14 protein-coding genes are annotated in these 15721 nt (G+C 61.1%); 3 read left to right on the forward strand and 11 right to left on the reverse strand.

Annotation, left to right across the window (positions count from 1 at the left end):
• A partial coding sequence (locus HKD31_RS14010) for an NAD(P)-dependent oxidoreductase (RefSeq protein WP_276529682.1) occupies positions 1-359 on the forward strand: 359 nt, incomplete at its 5' end.
• A gap of 48 nt (positions 360-407) precedes the next feature.
• On the opposite strand, the gene HKD31_RS14015 is transcribed toward HKD31_RS14010, so the two are convergent.
• Together HKD31_RS14015 and HKD31_RS14020 are read right to left on the reverse strand one after the other, a co-directional pair.
• Complete coding sequence (locus HKD31_RS14015) at positions 408-1976, reverse strand: hydantoinase B/oxoprolinase family protein (protein WP_194265578.1); 1569 nt, start codon at positions 1974-1976, stop codon at positions 408-410.
• Positions 1976-4066, reverse strand: coding sequence for a hydantoinase/oxoprolinase family protein (locus HKD31_RS14020; RefSeq protein ID WP_194265577.1), 2091 nt, complete (start codon positions 4064-4066; stop codon positions 1976-1978). Before HKD31_RS14020 ends, HKD31_RS14015 begins: the two co-directional genes overlap by 1 nt.
• A 78-nt stretch (positions 4067-4144) precedes the next feature.
• Between HKD31_RS14020 and HKD31_RS14025 the strand changes: the two genes are divergently transcribed.
• Positions 4145-4708, forward strand: coding sequence for a winged helix DNA-binding protein (locus tag HKD31_RS14025; protein ID WP_194265576.1), 564 nt, complete (start codon positions 4145-4147; stop codon positions 4706-4708).
• A 10-nt stretch (positions 4709-4718) separates the two neighbouring features.
• Here the strand turns inward: HKD31_RS14025 and HKD31_RS14030 are convergent, their stop codons facing one another.
• Genes HKD31_RS14030 through HKD31_RS14065 form a run of 8 tightly spaced genes read right to left on the reverse strand, consistent with a single transcriptional unit; the run spans position 4719 to position 13138 of the window.
• A complete protein-coding gene (locus HKD31_RS14030) occupies positions 4719-5117 on the reverse strand; it encodes a hypothetical protein (protein ID WP_194265575.1) in 399 nt (132 codons plus the stop codon).
• A complete protein-coding gene (gene accC / locus HKD31_RS14035) occupies positions 5114-6469 on the reverse strand; it encodes an acetyl-CoA carboxylase biotin carboxylase subunit (RefSeq protein ID WP_194265574.1) in 1356 nt (451 codons plus the stop codon). The genes HKD31_RS14030 and accC overlap by 4 nt, the downstream gene beginning before the upstream one ends.
• A complete protein-coding gene (locus tag HKD31_RS14040; RefSeq protein ID WP_194265573.1) occupies positions 6462-6914 on the reverse strand; it encodes an acetyl-CoA carboxylase biotin carboxyl carrier protein in 453 nt (150 codons plus the stop codon). Before HKD31_RS14040 ends, accC begins: the two co-directional genes overlap by 8 nt.
• A gap of 26 nt (positions 6915-6940) precedes the next feature.
• Positions 6941-7705, reverse strand: coding sequence for a LamB/YcsF family protein (locus HKD31_RS14045; protein WP_194265572.1), 765 nt, complete (start codon positions 7703-7705; stop codon positions 6941-6943).
• A gap of 39 nt (positions 7706-7744) precedes the next feature.
• Positions 7745-8716, reverse strand: a complete 972-nt coding sequence (locus HKD31_RS14050; RefSeq protein ID WP_194265571.1) for a 5-oxoprolinase subunit C family protein — start codon at positions 8714-8716, stop codon at positions 7745-7747.
• Positions 8713-9354: a 5-oxoprolinase subunit PxpB gene (pxpB, locus tag HKD31_RS14055; protein ID WP_194265570.1), complete on the reverse strand. Its 642-nt coding sequence runs from the start codon at positions 9352-9354 to the stop codon at positions 8713-8715. The genes HKD31_RS14050 and pxpB overlap by 4 nt, the downstream gene beginning before the upstream one ends.
• On the reverse strand, positions 9351-10604 hold the full coding sequence (locus HKD31_RS14060; RefSeq protein WP_062495484.1) for an MFS transporter: 1254 nt from the start codon (positions 10602-10604) through the stop codon (positions 9351-9353). The genes pxpB and HKD31_RS14060 overlap by 4 nt, the downstream gene beginning before the upstream one ends.
• A 26-nt stretch (positions 10605-10630) precedes the next feature.
• Entirely contained in the window at positions 10631-13138 is a 2508-nt protein-coding gene (locus HKD31_RS14065; protein ID WP_194265569.1) for a TonB-dependent receptor plug domain-containing protein, read from the reverse strand.
• A 267-nt stretch (positions 13139-13405) separates the two neighbouring features.
• Here HKD31_RS14065 and HKD31_RS14070 point away from each other — a divergent pair, with 267 nt between their 5' ends.
• Positions 13406-14296 (forward strand): LysR substrate-binding domain-containing protein, encoded by an 891-nt coding sequence (locus HKD31_RS14070; protein WP_062495557.1) that lies wholly within the window; start codon positions 13406-13408, stop codon positions 14294-14296.
• Positions 14297-14303: 7 nt separating this feature from the next.
• Here HKD31_RS14070 and HKD31_RS14075 read toward each other — a convergent pair whose 3' ends face one another.
• A complete protein-coding gene (locus tag HKD31_RS14075; RefSeq protein ID WP_194265568.1) occupies positions 14304-15632 on the reverse strand; it encodes a CapA family protein in 1329 nt (442 codons plus the stop codon).
• Positions 15633-15721: the final 89 nt, after the last annotated feature.

The raw sequence follows: 15721 nt of genomic DNA on the forward strand, positions 1-15721 counted from the left end.
CGTCCGATGTCCTCTCCCTGCATCGCCCGGCACAGGGAAGTGGTCGTCCCACGATTGACGCTTCGGCCCTGTCGCGCCTGAAGCAGGGGGCGATCCTCATCAATACCAGTCTTGGGGGAGAAGTGGACGGTCCTGCGCTGGCGGAGGCTCTGAAGGCAGGGCATCTGGGCGGAGCAGGTCTGGACGTGATGTCCCCCGAGCCTCCGCTGCCGGATGACCCGCTGCTTGGAGCGCCGAATGTCGTTCTGACGCCCCATATCGGTGCGACGACGGAACAGGCTCTGCGCCGGATGGCGATGCTGTGCGCGTCACAGGTTCAGGATGCTCTGGCGGGGCGTACCCCGCCACACTGTCTCTGAACGATGAAGACCCGCGCCCTTCCCGAAACGGAAGGGCGCGTGGCGTTTTCAGACTGCGCCCAGTCCGCCGCCGCCCGGCGTCATAAGGACGAGAACATCGTCCGGCTCCAGAACCTGAAGGCCCTTGCCGGCGAGTTTCCGACCCGATGCCGTCTCAACGCGGCCTGCGGCACCATCATGGCCCCCGAGCGCTCCACGAGCCGGGTGATCGACGCGGTCAAACGCCGCCAGCAGTTCAAATGGCCGTTCCTGGGTCGTACCGATACGCATGATCTGCCCGTCGCCGCCTCTGGTCTGCCCCTGACCGCCGCTGTTTTCGCGCAGTTCCTTTTCCCAGAAGAGAAGCGGGCACTGGATCTCCGCGATTTCCACCGGGGTGCCATGCACTCCTGACGGAAAAGCCGTTGCCGACAGGCCGTTCAGGCCCGGACGTGCGCCAGTACCGCCGTTCGTGGTGATGGCGAGGGCATAGGTCTGCGGTGTTGTGGCCCCTTTGGGCAGCCATTGACCCCGGACCGCAATGTTCCACAGGCAGGATGTTCCTTCCGCCGGGACCCTGTCGGGAAGAGGCGTGCGCAGGCATCCAAACACCATGTCCGGCAGCATCTGTCCGATAACATGGCGTGAGGAGACGGGGGCAGGACGCAGGGCGTTCAGAACGGAACCCTCTGGCGCTTCGACATGATAGGGCGCCAGGGAGCCTGCATTGTTGGGAACATCGGGCGAGATCGCGCAGGCCAGTCCGAAAACCGTATAGGCCCGCGTATAGGCCATCGGAACATTGATGCCGCGTCCCACGGCTGGGGGTGAGCCGTCATAGCTGACGCTGACATGGTCATCGCCGACCGTGAGCTTTGCCTTGAGCGTGAGCGGCGCATTATAGCCGTCGATGGTCATGTCATGGGACCAGGTGCCCTGCGGAAGGGCCGCGATCTTGTCCAGAACGGCCTGACGGGAGCGTTCGATGATGAAATCGGCCAGCGGGTCGAGGCTGTCGAGCCGGAATTCGTCCATCATGTCGCACAATGCGCGGACACCGACATCGTTGCAGGCGGCCAGGGAGTAGGTGTCGCCTTCCGTGTCCACCGGCAGGCGGGTGTTGGCGCGGATCATGGCCATCAGCGTCTCGTTGACCTGTCCCTGATCGATCAGTTTCAGCATGGGGATCGACAGGCCCTCCATGAAAACGTCCGTCGCTTCCGGTCCGTTGCCCAGTCCGCCGATATCCATCAGGTGGCTGGTGCAGGAAAACAGTCCGACCAGGCGACCCTTGTGGAACGCCGGGGTGGTGATGACGAAATCGTTGAGATGTCCGGTTCCCATCCACGGGTCATTCGTGATGTAGGCGTCGCCTTCCTTCATGGTCGAGATCGGGAAGTGGCGCAGGAAATGGCCGACGGACTCCGCCATGGAATTAACGTGGCCGGGTGTGCCGGTCACGGCCTGCGCGATCATCCGGCCCTTCAGGTCGAAGATGCCGGCCGAAATGTCCTCGCATTCGCGGACGATGGGGCTGAACGCCGTGCGGATCAGCACCTGGGCCTGTTCGCCGACGACGGCGATCAGGCGGTTCCACATGATCTGGAAATCGATTTCCTTATGGGAGTGTGCGCTCATCAGACGGCGTCCTTCATGTCCAGAATGATGTTGCCGCTTCCGTCCAGATGGGCGTTGTAGCGGGAGGAAACGTAGGTTGTTGTTTCTTTCTCGGCGATCAGGGCCGGCCCGGAAATGCGGCTGCCCGGTCCCATGTCCGTGCGTTCATAAACCGGCAGATCGACATGAGTGCCGGTTGCGCCGTCGAACAGCTTGCGGATGTCGCCGGATTTTGCGTCGTGCAGGGCCGGGGCAGCCTCAAAGGGCGGGTATTTCTGCGGCGTGGTGGACACGCTGACGGACCAGTTGAGGATTTCGACGGCGGCATGTGGGATGACGCGCGCAAATTGTCGGGCATATTCGGCCTCGAAGGCTCCCCGGAGGGCGGAGAGATGGTCGCTGCTGATGGCGCCTTCCGGAAGTGTTACGATGATTTCGTGCCCCTGGCCGACATAGCGCATGAAGGCGCTGCGCCGGGTGTGAAGCGTTTCGGTCCGGGCATCGTCCTGAACCAGCCCGTGCGCGGCCTGCGTCATGTCATCCAGCAGGGCCGAGACCTCTTCTGAATTGAAGCTGTCGTCCAGGCGCATGGGGAAAGAACGGACCAGCTCGAACGAGACCGGGGCTGCGAGAAAGCCCACGGCCGAGCCGACACCGGCGTTTGATGGGATGACCAGGCGCTGGATGCCGAGTTTTTCCGCGACACGCGCGGCATGGAGCGGGGCCGCGCCCCCGAAGGCGATCATGGTGTGGTCGCCGATGACGGCGCCGCGTTCGGCGGCATGCACGCGGGCGGCGCTGGCCATGTTTTCGCAGACGATTTCATAGACCGCATGGGCCGACATTTCCGCTGACAGGCCCAGCGGGGTGCCGATATCGGCCAGAAGGGCTTCGGCCGAGCGGTCCGGCTGGAGCTGGATACTGCCGCCCGCGAAGTTTTCCGGACGGATCAGGCCAAGCATCACGTCTGCGTCCGTGACCGCGGGGCGTTTGCCTCCGAGCCCGTAACAGGCTGGGCCGGGAACGGAAGATGCGCTTTCCGGTCCGACGACCACGCGTTTCATGGCGTCCAGATGGGCGATTGACCCACCACCAGCGCCGATCTCGACCATTTCGATCACGGGGATCCGCAGGGGCAGGCCGGACCCTTTCATGAAGCGGGCCGTGCGGTCCACTTCGAAGAAACGGGATGAGGCGGGCTCGCCATCTTCGATCAGGCAGACTTTGGCGGTCGTGCCGCCCATATCGAAGGACAGGACGCGGTTCTCGCCCAGACGCTCGGCGCATTGTGCGGCGAAGATCGCACCACCGGCCGGCCCGGATTCCACCAGACGCACAGGAAACTGCCGGGCCGTTTCAAGTGCGGTGAGACCGCCGCCTGACGTGACGAGATACAGCGCGCCCTGAAAACCCTTTGCATTAAGAGCCTCGCGCAGGCGCCCCAGATAGCCCGCCATCAGGGGTTGCACATAGGCATTGGCAACCGTGGTCGAGGTACGTTCATATTCCCGGATTTCGGGACAGACCTCACTTGAAATGGAGATTGTGACGTCCGGCAGGGCTTCCTGAAGGAGTGCTCGAACGCGCTGTTCATGCGCCGGGTTGGCATAGGCATGGAGGAACGCAACGGCGATGCTTTCGACCCCGGCTTCCCGCAGCCGGGGCACAAGCGCCAGCACGGCTGCTTCATCGAGCGGAAGCTGGACCGTGCCGCGGGCATCCATGCGTTCGGGAACGGTAAAGCGCAGGTCGCGGGAGACGAGCGGGCTGGGTTTCTGCAGCATCAGGTCATACTGATTGAAGCGGCTTTCGGTGCCGATTTCCAGAATGTCCCGAAATCCCTGCGTTCCGATGAGGGCCGTGCGGGCGCCCCGGCGTTCGATGATCGCATTGGTCGCCAGCGTCGTGCCGTGCACGAAGACTGTCACGTCGGGAAACTGCAGGCTCGCGTCCTGGATCACGAGCCCTATGCCATCCATGACGCCCTGTTCCGGTGCGCTGGGCGTCGTAAGGACCTTGCGTGTCAGACGCTCCTGCGGTGTCTGTAGAACCACATCCGTGAACGTGCCACCGATATCAGCGGCGAGACGGATTTGTGTACTGTCGACCATGCCTATGTTTTCCGTATCGGGTTAGAGTATCGTGGAGCGCCCCGGGAGGGCGCGGACTGAAGGAGAGTGAAAAGGGCCATGAAGGACGCGAAAGGCGAGAGCCGCATGCCAGTCATGCCGGATGTTGCGGATATGGAACGGGCCTTCATCGTGTCTTCGTCGCATCTGGCGTTGCCAGGGAACGAAGACCTGAGTGAATTCGAGTTTGCCCTGACGGTCGTGAACCATGCGTTTCATCGCTGGATGTCGCGTGGCATGGCGGCGGCGGGACTGCCGGATCTTTCGGCGCTCGACACGCTCATTCTTCACAGCGTCACGCATCGGAACCGGGAAAAAAGCATCTCGGACCTGATGTTCACCCTCAACCTGTCCGAACGGCATTACCTGAACTACGCGCTGAAGAAGCTGGACGAGCACGGGCTGATCCAGCGGCGGCGTCACGGCAAGGAAGTCTTCGTCAGCACCACGCAGAAAGGCCGGGAAGCCTGCATGGAATATGCCCGTCTGCGCCGGATCTGCCTGCTGGAGCATATCCCCCAGAACCGGGAAGTCGGGGATGTCACGATTGCCGAGGTCGCCAAGGCGCTGCGTGTCCTGACGGGCTTTTACGAACAGGCGTCGCGGTCCGCCGCATCCCTCTGAACGCAGCGTCTCAGCCATCCGGGTGAATCCGGAAGAGCACGTCATGATAGCCCACGACGCTGCCATCCCCGACCAGTGCCCGGCCGAGCGTGCCATTCGCCGTGGCCGTAACAGCAAGACGGAGGACACCCGCCTCGACAAATCCCACGATCTCCCCGGCTCGGACCGTCTGACTGTCGCTCAGACCGTGTTGCCGGAAGAGGCCCATTTCGGGGCTGAGAACAGGTGTGTCTTCCGACTTTGCAATTGGTGCAACAGGTTGTGCCTGAGGTATCTGGCACGGGTTCGCCGTTATGGTCAGGGCAAGCGTGCTCGTCCCGTCTTTTAGGGTGACATGACGGATATCGTGATGTCTCATCCGGCCAACCAGACCGGGGAGGTCGTTCAGAAGGTCTTCAAGAAAAGTCATGGGGTGGACTTTCGCATGAGGGCTTCGAGATAGTGCACACTGACGCTGCCTTCGCGGACGCCGGGCTCGTTCATCAGGCGCAGATGCAGGGGCGTGGTCGTGGCGATGCCGGTGATCTGCATTTCCGAAAGGGCCGCATGCATGCGGTTGAGCGCATCCGTGCGGTCCGTGCCGTGGACGATCAGCTTGGCGATCAGGGAGTCGTAATTCGGGGGCACGACGTAGCCGTCATACAGATGCGTATCGACGCGCACGCCGGGGCCGCCGGGGGCGCGCCAGCTTGCGACTTTTCCGGGGGCCGGACGGAAGCTTTCGGGATCTTCGGCATTGATGCGGCACTCGATGGCGTGGCCTTGCGTGCGGATATCGGCTTGTGTGAAGGAAAGCGGCTGTCCCATCGCGATGAGGAGCTGTTCACGGACGATGTCGATGCCGGTCGTCATTTCCGTGACGGGGTGTTCGACCTGAAGGCGGGTGTTCATCTCGATGAAGGAAAATGCGCCGTCTTCGTACAGGAACTCGAACGTGCCCGCCCCCGTGTAGCCCATCAGAGTGCAGGCTTTCGCACAGCGCTCGCCCAGTTCGGCAATGGCCTGCGGGTAGATGCCTATGGCCGGGGCTTCCTCGATCAGCTTCTGGTGGCGCCGCTGGATGGAGCAGTCCCTTGCGCCGAGCCAGACGGCATTGCCCTGCCGGTCGGCCAGGACCTGGATCTCGATATGGCGGGGATGCTGGAGGAAGCGTTCGGCGTAGACGGAAGGGTTGCCGAAGGCTCGTCCGGCTTCTTCCCGTGCTGTTTCAATGGCACCGCGCAGATCGGCTGCGGCCATCACCACGCGCATCCCGCGCCCGCCGCCGCCGCCGGCCGCCTTGACGATCAGCGGGTAGCCGATGGCATCGCAGATGGTCTGCGCTTCGGAGAGGTCGGTCGGCAGGGCGTCTTCCGTGCCGGGAAGGCACGGGACGCCTGAGCGGCGCATCTGCTGTTTGGCGCTGATCTTGTCACCCATCAGGCGCATGATAGCGGCGGTCGGACCTGCCAACGTGCGGCCGGACTGTTCCACAGCCTCGGCGAAATCGGCGTTTTCGGACAGGAAGCCGTAGCCGGGATGGATGATGTCGGCGTTCGTGAGTTCGGCGGCACGCAGGACACGGGCGGCGTCCAGATAGCTGTGCGAGGCGGCGGCCGGGCCGATGCAGATCGTTTCATCCACGAGGCGCAGATGGGCGAGGCTGGCGTCGGCTTCGGAATGGATGCCGATGCTGTGTAGTCCGAGCAGACGGCAGGCCCGCGTGATGCGCAGGGCGATCTCACCGCGATTGGCAATCAGGACCCGGCGCGGCTCACGCATCGAGCGGCTCCACGGTGAAGAGGGGGGTTCCGGGGGAAACCGCGTCTGCGTTTGCGGCCAGAACAGCGAGGATGCGGCAGGGAAACTCGGCCTCGATACGCGAGAGCGTCTTCATGACTTCGAGGATATAGAGCGGCTGTCCTTCCGCCACGATGTCGCCCGGCTTGACGAAAGGCGGCGCATCCGGGGCTGGCGAGGCATAGAACTGGCCGTGCATCGGGGCTTCGATTGTCGTCTCGGCACTGGATGAGGCCGGGGCTGTTTCGGTCGCCGGAAGCGAGGGAGCTGCGACTGCTGGAGGGGTGCCGGTCGCCTGCGGGCGGCTATCCTGTTCCCCGCGCACCAGACGGATGTGCTCGCCGTCGCGGGAATAGTCGAGTTCGGTAATGCCCAGCGCCTGCATCCGGGCCATCAGGGCATCGAGGGTCTTGAGATCGGGGATCATGGGGACGGTCCGTCTTCCGGTCTGCTTCAGGTCAGGGCGCGCAGGGCAATGCCGGCGGCTTCGAAGCCCGCGCGAACCTTGCGGGCCACGTCCACGGATTCCGCATTGTCGCCATGCACGCAGATCGTATCGATGCGTGTCGGCAGCATTTTTCCGGTGATGGTCTCGATGGCGCCGTTCTGGACCATCCGCACTGCGCGGGCGGCTGCGAATTCGGCATCATGCAGGACGGCACCCGGCTCCTTGCGCGATACGAGATGCCCGTCTTCCGTATAGGCACGGTCCGCGAAAATTTCCGAAAACACAGTCAGGCCCCGCTCGCGTCCGATACGTTCAAGATGGCTCAGGGCGATGGCCATGATGGGAAGGTTCGGATCGACGGCCTTGACCGCATTGACGATGGCTTCAGCAACGGCGGGATCGCGTTCCGTCAGATTGCCCAGGGCGCCATGGGTTTTCATGTAGGTCATGCGATGACCGGAATAGGTGGCGAGCGCCTGTGCCGCGCCCATCTGGTAGGCCACGATCCGTTCGATCTGTGCAGGCGTGAAAGGCATGACGCGTCGTCCGAAGCCCCACAGATCCGGGAAGCCCGGATGGGAGCCGACGGACACGCCCTTTTCGCGCGCGATGCGGAAGGTTTCGGCCATGACTTCCGGATCGCCGCCATGAAAGCCGCAGGCGACGTTGGCGGAAGTCACGATGTCCAGCATCGCGCTGTCATTGCCCATCGTGTAATGGCCGAAGCTCTCGCCCAGATCGGCGTTCAGATCGATTGTCTTGGCGGTCATGGTGTCAGAACTCCCGGATATGAAAAACAGGATGGGGCATCAGAAAACGAGTTGCGTGCGGAGCTTCGAAATCTCCGCCGCCAGTGTCCGCAGGTCCGAGGCATCCTGACGGATGGCCTGAACTGCATCATCGCGCGTGATGTCCCGGAAATGGACCGGGGTGCCGACGACGGTCTGGGACAGCAGGCGCAGATCCGGCTCTATGACGGTGGCAATCTTGGGATAACCGCCGCAGGTATTGGCATCCATCATCTGGATGATGGGCTGCCCCGCTGGTGGAACCTGAACCGTCCCAGGCAGGATACCGTGGGAAAACAGGCTCAGAGGGCGCGTCAGTGCCAGTGCGTCCTGCCCTTGCAGACGGTATCCCATCCGGTTGGCGCTGGGCGTCAGGATCCAGGCTGCCGTCTGCAAGGTCTTCAGGCTTTCAGGCGTGAAGATGTCATGCTCGGCGGCAGGCAGGACGCGGACCTGTGTTCCCTCGGCAGGAGGAAGCGGGCAGGGACGGGAGAGGCCGTATCCAGCGGCAGGCAGGCGGATGCTGGTGGCCGTCACACAGGCAAGACGGTCTCCTTTCTGGAGCGCCCGGCCTTCAAGCCCCCCGAAACTACCCTTCAGATCTGTTGAACGCGCGCCCAGAACGGCGGGAACATCCAGACCGCCCCGCACCGTCAGATAGGCTCTGGCGCCCTGTCGTGGTGCACGGATGGTCAGTGTCTGTCCGGGGCGGGCGGTGATGGCCCAGTCACGCGGGAGTTGCAGGTCGTCCAGCGTAACGGGGCAGTCCGCCCCGGTGACGGCAAAGGACATCCCGGCGTGAAAGCGCACACGGAAGGGAAAGAACACGATTTCGATCCCGGCGGCATCCACCGGATTGTCGAGTAACAGATTGCCGTGGCTCAGCGCCAGACGGTCCATGGCGCCCCCCTGGGCCACGCCCATGGCCATCGCATGGCGGCGGCCAAAATCCTGAATCGTGTTGAGGGAGGAGCCTGTCAGGATTTCGATCATGAGGCCCTCACGAAACGGACGGTGTCGCCCAGCCGCAGAAGACCGGGTTCGGGACGGAAGGCATCAAAAAGGCAGAGATCCGTCCGGCCAAGGATATGCCAGCCTGATGGCGAGGTGCAGGGCATCATCCCGGCATGGCCGCCGCCAATGACCACGGCCCCTTTCTCGACGCGCAGGCGCGGGGAATCCCGTCGGGGAACGGCCAGCCGGGAATCAAGCCCGGTCAGGTAGACGAAGCCGGCCATGGCGCCGATGGCAGCCACGCTATAACGCCCGGCCACATGGACTTCGATGGTTTCTTCTTCCGTCAGGTTGGCGAAGCGGGCCACGAGGGCCAGATCCTCGCCGAACGTGCCACCATAAATAACGGGCACCACGATCTCGCGGGTGGGGATCTCATCGGCCGAAGCCTGCGTCCACACGTCCCGCAGCAGGGTTTCCATGGTGGCAGGATCGGTTTCGACGGCGTCGAACATGACGAGGAGGTTGTTCACACCGGGGATGGTCTGGACGATGTCCGCTCGCACGTTCAACTCGCGGCTGGTGGCCCAGATGCGGCGTTGTGTCATGTCGTTGAAAGCGCCGTCGGCAGCATCAAGGAGAAGGCCGCCCGCGCCTGCCATATGAATGCGGGTCATGGAGTGTGATCCGGCTGGAGGCGACCATGGAACGGACGCCGTGGAAGAAGGGCCGCGGCGAGGGCGCCGCACAGGATGATCAGGCCCGTGATGTAGAAGACCCCGTGGAAATTGCCGGTGGCTTCCAGCAGATAGCCCGTCATGACGGGGGCCAGGATGCCGAGCCCGTTGGAAAAAGTCAGCGTCAGGCCAGTCACGGAGCCGAGGATTTCATCTTCTACCAACAGGTCTGCCAGAAGGGCCATGTTTGCTCCCGTTCCGCCTGCCATAAAGGCCATGGATATGGCGAGGAGCGGGATAATGGTCCCCGCACTGGTGCACAGGGGCAGGAATCCCATGGACGATGCCAGTACGAGATACAGACAGACAACCTTGCGGCGGCTCCCCTGAGACAGGTCGGACCGCCGTACGAGTGTCTCGCCAATCTTTCCTGCCGTGATCGAGATGATGGCGGCGCCGACATAACAGTAGGCCGTGTAGGCTCCGGACTGCGCAAGATCCAGATGCAGTGTCTGGCGCATGATGATCGGCAGCCAGGACATCAGCAGGAAATTGGCGTAATTCGCGCAGCACTGTGCAATCACGATGCCCCAGAAGGCCGCCGAGCGAAACAGGGTCGGCACGGAAATCAGGGCGAAGGGTGTGGCAGCCGGGCCGCGGGCCGGGCGGGGATGGGTCAGAAGCCAGATGGCGGACCAGACCAGCCCCAGAGCGCCCAGCAGCGAGAAAGCCGGGCGCCAGCCATAATGGGCAATGAGCCATCCCCCCGATGCGGCGCCGCAGGCCAGTCCGATGGGAATGCCGCAGATGAACGCCGTCATCATGAGGCCGCGTTCATGTAAGGGGGCCCAGGCCCGGACAACCTTGTTTCCAAGAGCGAAAGTCGGGGCTTCACCGACGCCCAGAAGGATACGGGTCGCAATGAAGGCGGGGACGGTGGCGGTCAGGCTGCCGAGGATCATGGCGATCGACCACAGCGCGACCGCTGCCGCACCGATGATGCGAACCCCGAAGCGGTCCAGAAGGATCGCTCCGGGAAGATTAAGAATGAAATAGGACCAGAGGAAGCTGGACAGGACCCAGCCCGTTTCCCCGGGTGTCAGAGCAAATTCGTGGGCAATCTGGGGCATGCCCACGGAAAGGGCAGCCCGGTCTCCGTAACAGATCACGCACATGGCGATGGTCAGGGCGTATATGACGAACCGGAAAGGCCGGCGATCTTCTGGAACCGTCTGGGAAACTGTCTGCAAGAAACTGCGCCTTTTTCCGTTAAGTCTCAGAAGGTCAGCCCGGTCTGGATATAATACATGCCTCCGTTGAAACCGTAAGGCGAGTAGTAGGCATATTTGTATTCATTGAAGAGCGGGGCTGCCGTGGCCTTGGGAACGCGGGTCGGATATTTGTTGCCCAGGTTGTTTGCGCCTACAGTGACGCTCCATTTCGGCAGGATCTTGTAGCTGACGGACATGTTGGTCAGGAACGCCGGGCGCTGCTCCATCGGAGCCGCTGTCGGGCTTGCGAGGAAGATGATGGAACCGTAACGCTGCTCCTGCACCATGACGTTCCACTTGCCGTAGTTCCAGTTGACCGTAAGGTTTTCGCGGTTCTTGGGCGCGGAATGCAGGAGCATCTCTTCGGCATAGGTGTTGAACGTGGACAGGCCCATGTTCGCCAGAACGGAAGGAGTCTTGTTGCGGCTGCGGATTTCGTTGTCGGAGTAGTTGAATGTGAAGTCGAACCGGAAGGTGCCGGCGCGTTTGGTGTGCAGCGTGTAGTTGGTGTCGACGTCGCCGCCATAGGTCTGGGTATTGACGGGGTTGGTATAGTATGACGCATAGGTGACGTTGTTCAGGCCAGAGGCGGCGAGAATGTCAGCCACGCCGGTGCCGCCCAGGGTCGTGGTGCTGGCCAGACGGTCATTGATCGCGATGTAATACAGGTTCGCGGTGACGTTCCAGTCCTTGAGGGGCGTGGCGTCGATGCCGATGCTGTAGTTGCGGGAATATTCGCCCTTGATGTGTCCTGCGCCGAGCGCCTTTGCGGCGGCGCTGCTGTTGGGAAGCTGGTCCACGGCGTAGGTGGCGAAGGGCGCGTTATAGAAATAATAGGTCTGCCCCAGCGTTGGCGGACGATAGCCGGTGTTGATGCTGGCGCGGATGGCCCAGTGCTTGTTGAAGTTGTAACGCGTTCCGATCGACCCTGTGGTGACGGTGGCAAGATGGCTGTAGCTCGTGGCGCGACCACCGAGGGACCATTCCCATTTTTTCGTAACGTAGAAATCCAGGTTGACGTTGCCGTCATAGATATCACGCCCGCGGTTCGTGACGGCCAGCGGCACGTTACCGGCATGATCCGTTGCACCAAGGCCGATCCAGGAATCCTCGTCACCACCCGTCATCTGGAAGGTGTCACGCCGGTATTCTCCACCGAAGCGCAGGGAAATCGGCTTTGGAAGCCATGACGTGTGGAAAGAGCGGGACCCGCGCAGGCCGGTGGAAAGCTCGGATGTTATGGTCTTGCCGTCATAGAAATCACGCGGGCTGGCATCACCAAGCGAGATGTTGTTGCTGTCGAGGGTCGAGTAGGCCTGATCGTCACGACCATAATTGACATAGGCGTCCCAGGCGAAGCCGAACTTGCGGGCCTTGATGCCATTATCGGTTTCGAAGTCGTACTGGTCCATGCCGATATAGGGCTGGTCACCGTTGGGCCACAGATCGATATTGGTCAGGCTGTTGCCGGCGCTTCGATAGGTCTCGGCCACGTGGGCCTTGCGATGACTGAAGGTCGACGTGCTGTAGAGATCCAGATTTTCTCCCAGCGGGACCGACATGTTCTCGCTCAGGGTTTCCAGTGTGGACTTCGGAATCCCGAGGCCACGCTGCACATCGCGATTGGCTGTTTCTTCGCGGGAATCCCCTGTCGGATAAAGCTGCCCCACGAAAAGGCCGCTGCGGTTGGTGGGAAGCTGGTGGGTGACCTGCGCCGCGAGATCGAGATAGCCACCGCTTTTGCCAAGTGCTGTGGCCCAATCCGCATACCCGTTCAGCGCCTGTCCGTCGCCGGCGTAGAAGCCGCTGTTCTGGAAGTTGATGGAACCGCCATGCGTTCTCTGTTTGAGGACGATATTGACCGCACCCGCCAGTGCGTCCTGACCGTAAAGGGCCGATGCGCCTTCTGTAATGACTTCGATGTGGTCGATAGCCGAAATCGGGATCAGCGAAATATCCGTCGGCTCAGTGCCCCAGTTCGGACCCGCATTGGCATTGAAGTTTGCGCCGATATGGCGGCGATGTCCGTTGACGAGAATCAGCGTGTCATCGGCCGATTGTCCCCGAAGCTGCATGGTCTGGATAAAGCCGCTGTTGCCGACGCCGGACTGGGGCGGCGAGGTGATGGACGCGGACGCCTGGGCCAGCGCCTGCATGACGTTTGTCTGGCCGGTGGCAAGAAGCTGGCTGCCGGACACGACCGTGACCTGAGTGGTGCCGTGAACCGGCGTCGACGGGTTCATCACCGACTGCCCGGTGGGCGTCGTGCCCGTGACGCGCATTTCTTCCGGCCCGGATCGTGAGATGATTGAAGTCCGGCGGGCGGCGGACTGCGTGTGGCCTGTCGTGATTTTCGGCGCAGGTGCCACCGGATGTCTGTGAGACTTCGTGGTGGAATGCGTCGGTGTTTTAGCCAGTGCGGATGAACCCGAAACGGGCGGACAAAGTGATACGAGCGTGCTCAGGGCAGCACCGCCCATCAGGAAAGCCTTGGGTCCGAAACGCTTGCTCATGGGCATCCCCTTTTCCGGCCGGGAGCGGCGGGATAGTCAGAAATATATGCTTTTCATGAGCAAATCACACATATAACGGAACGGCAACTAAAATGTTGCTTTTTGGAAATGGCTCTAAGGAATTTTTAGATTTTCCTAAGGGAAAATTATCATTTCGTCGTTGAGAAAGGGGACCTTATCTCAGGATATACAGGTGGGGGTATCTTGAATGGCAAAAAAAAATGTCGCATTCTTGTTGTAAGAAGAATTTTTTATGTCTGTCAGACCATGATTCCTGAACTCAGAACATTCATTATTGCAGCACAGACGGAGAGCTTTGCCTCCGCAGCCAAGGTAATCGGTCTGACCCAGTCGGCAATCAGTGCCCAGATACGTCGGCTGGAAGAAGAACTTGGCTATGATCTCTTTGAGCGTACTGGCAGGTCTGTGACGCTGACTTCTGCGGGAAACGCGATTCTGAGTCAGGTCGAGGATATTCTCTCTTCCTTCGAGGCGCTCCGAGGTTTGAGACGCCCCCCGACAGACAGCGTACCCCTGCGTATCGGAGCGATTTCCACGGTTCAGACGAGCCTGCTGGCCCCCGCCATTGCAAGGTTGCATCTGGAGCTTCCGGATCTGAAAGTCCGAATCGTTCCCGGGCTCTCAATGGTTCTTCTGGACCGTCTCGATGCAGGGGAACTGGATGCTGCACTGATCGTACGCCCGCCCTTTGGCCTGATGCCGGACATGCAGTGGCACCCTCTTGTCAGGCAGACCTATGTCATGGTGGTGCCCGCCCATACGGAGCACGAGAACTGGCGTCAGATCCTGCAGACGCAGCCTTTCATCCGGTACGATAGCCGTTCTTTCGGGGGGCGCACTCTGGACCGGTTCCTGAAAGCACAGGGAATTGCTCCGCGTCAGGTCGTTGAAACGGAAGAACTTCACACGATCCTGCAGATGGTGGCTAACAATATGGGGTGTTCGATTGTTCCCTATATTTTCGCGGTCAGCGTCGTCCCCAATATCCGCGTCCTGCCTTTAGGGGAGCACCGGATAGCCCGCGAAGTGGGGGTCATGACTCTGCGCGGTCATATGGCGGAGGGACGGGAAGCGCTGATCCGGTATCTGGATGAGGCATCCCGGGATAATGTCCCCCCTGAGCCGTGGAATTCCTGAGTTCCGTTCAGGATTCGGCCTGCCACAGAAGAACAGGAGCGTCGCTGGTCCCATCCATTTTGAGCGTGGTTCCAAAGGGAACTGACAGGGCTGCGAATTTTTCCAGGATCTGCCGTCCTTCGTCCCCGTGCGCCAGAGAGGGAACCCCGCGCACATGCGCGGCCGGGCTGAGGCTGAGCGTGATCGGATGGATTTCCAGACGCTCCAGTTTGCCATTCTCGCAGGTTCCAATCGGCATGACCGTTTCCCAGAAGCGCGTCTCGGCCGGAAAGCCCTTGGCATCGTTATTGCTGCGAGCCTTGTAGAGCTTATGAGGAGTCAGATCCGGGCTTACACGGTTCGCCAGATAGGATTCCACCGGCAGGCGTTCCACGAGCTCATTCTGGCCGATGAAATTGCCCAGACTGTAGAAAATTGGCTTGCCGTTATGGATTTCCATGCCACGCAACAGGTGCGGTCCATGACAGGCGACAATATCCGCGCCGGCATCGATTGCCTGACGCGCGGCGGTGACGAGGAAATCGGCCGGGATTTCGACATCGAGCTGGCCTTTGTCGTTATAGCCGCTTTCATGGGCATGGATGCTCAGGATCACTATGTCGGACACCATACGGGCTTCAGCGATCCAGCGTCTGATCGCCTCGATATCCGTTGCATTGGGCGTGGTAACGACTTTCGTCTCGTCGGCAGTCCGGAAATTCAGGTTCTCAAAAGCAAGGACACCTTCGGGAGCTGGAAAGCCAAAACCCAGCTGGATCTTGTCGTCCTTGACGCGCTGTAAACCAAGTTTCTGGTAGATGTTCCGAAGTGAGATCATTTCTTCTTCAGAAACATGATGCATGGTGCTGTAACGGAGTGGATTTACACCGGGGCGTCCCTGCATCATGGCAGTCTGCAGTGCCGCTTCCTGTCCTCTGGCGAAAGTGGACGTACAGGAGAGCATTGCGACTGTGCCCGTAGGGTGGGTGAAATAGGTCGGACGGCGAGCCTCTTCCAGATGGGTGCCGATGCCGGCGTAACGCAGTTTCCGGCTGTTCAGTTCTTCGAGTGTCTTGCGCAGACCCGAGATGCTGTAATCCAGGGAATGGTTGGTGGCCGCGGCAAAAAGGTCAAATCCGGCTTCGCTCAGTTCATCCAGCACCCAGGAGGAAGCTCCGAAATGGGTGCCGCCCATGTCCAGTGCCGGATCACCCGCGAAGTCATTCGGGACCAGTTCCAGATTGGTGAAGGAGACGTCGCAGGAACGGATCATGTCGAAGAGTGGAGAAATTTTGGGATCAGTTCGGCTGTTGAGTTGCCGAAAAAGAATACTGTCACCCGTGAGGCAGATTTTCATCAAAACAGTCCGGAAAAGCAGTTATTTTTGAGCGAAGACGCTCTTTGGAAATATGGTTATAGAAGATTGATGGTCTGTCCAGTTGCAGG

It is taken from the genome of Gluconobacter potus (genome assembly GCF_015244705.1).
Classification (GTDB): domain Bacteria; phylum Pseudomonadota; class Alphaproteobacteria; order Acetobacterales; family Acetobacteraceae; genus Gluconobacter; species Gluconobacter potus.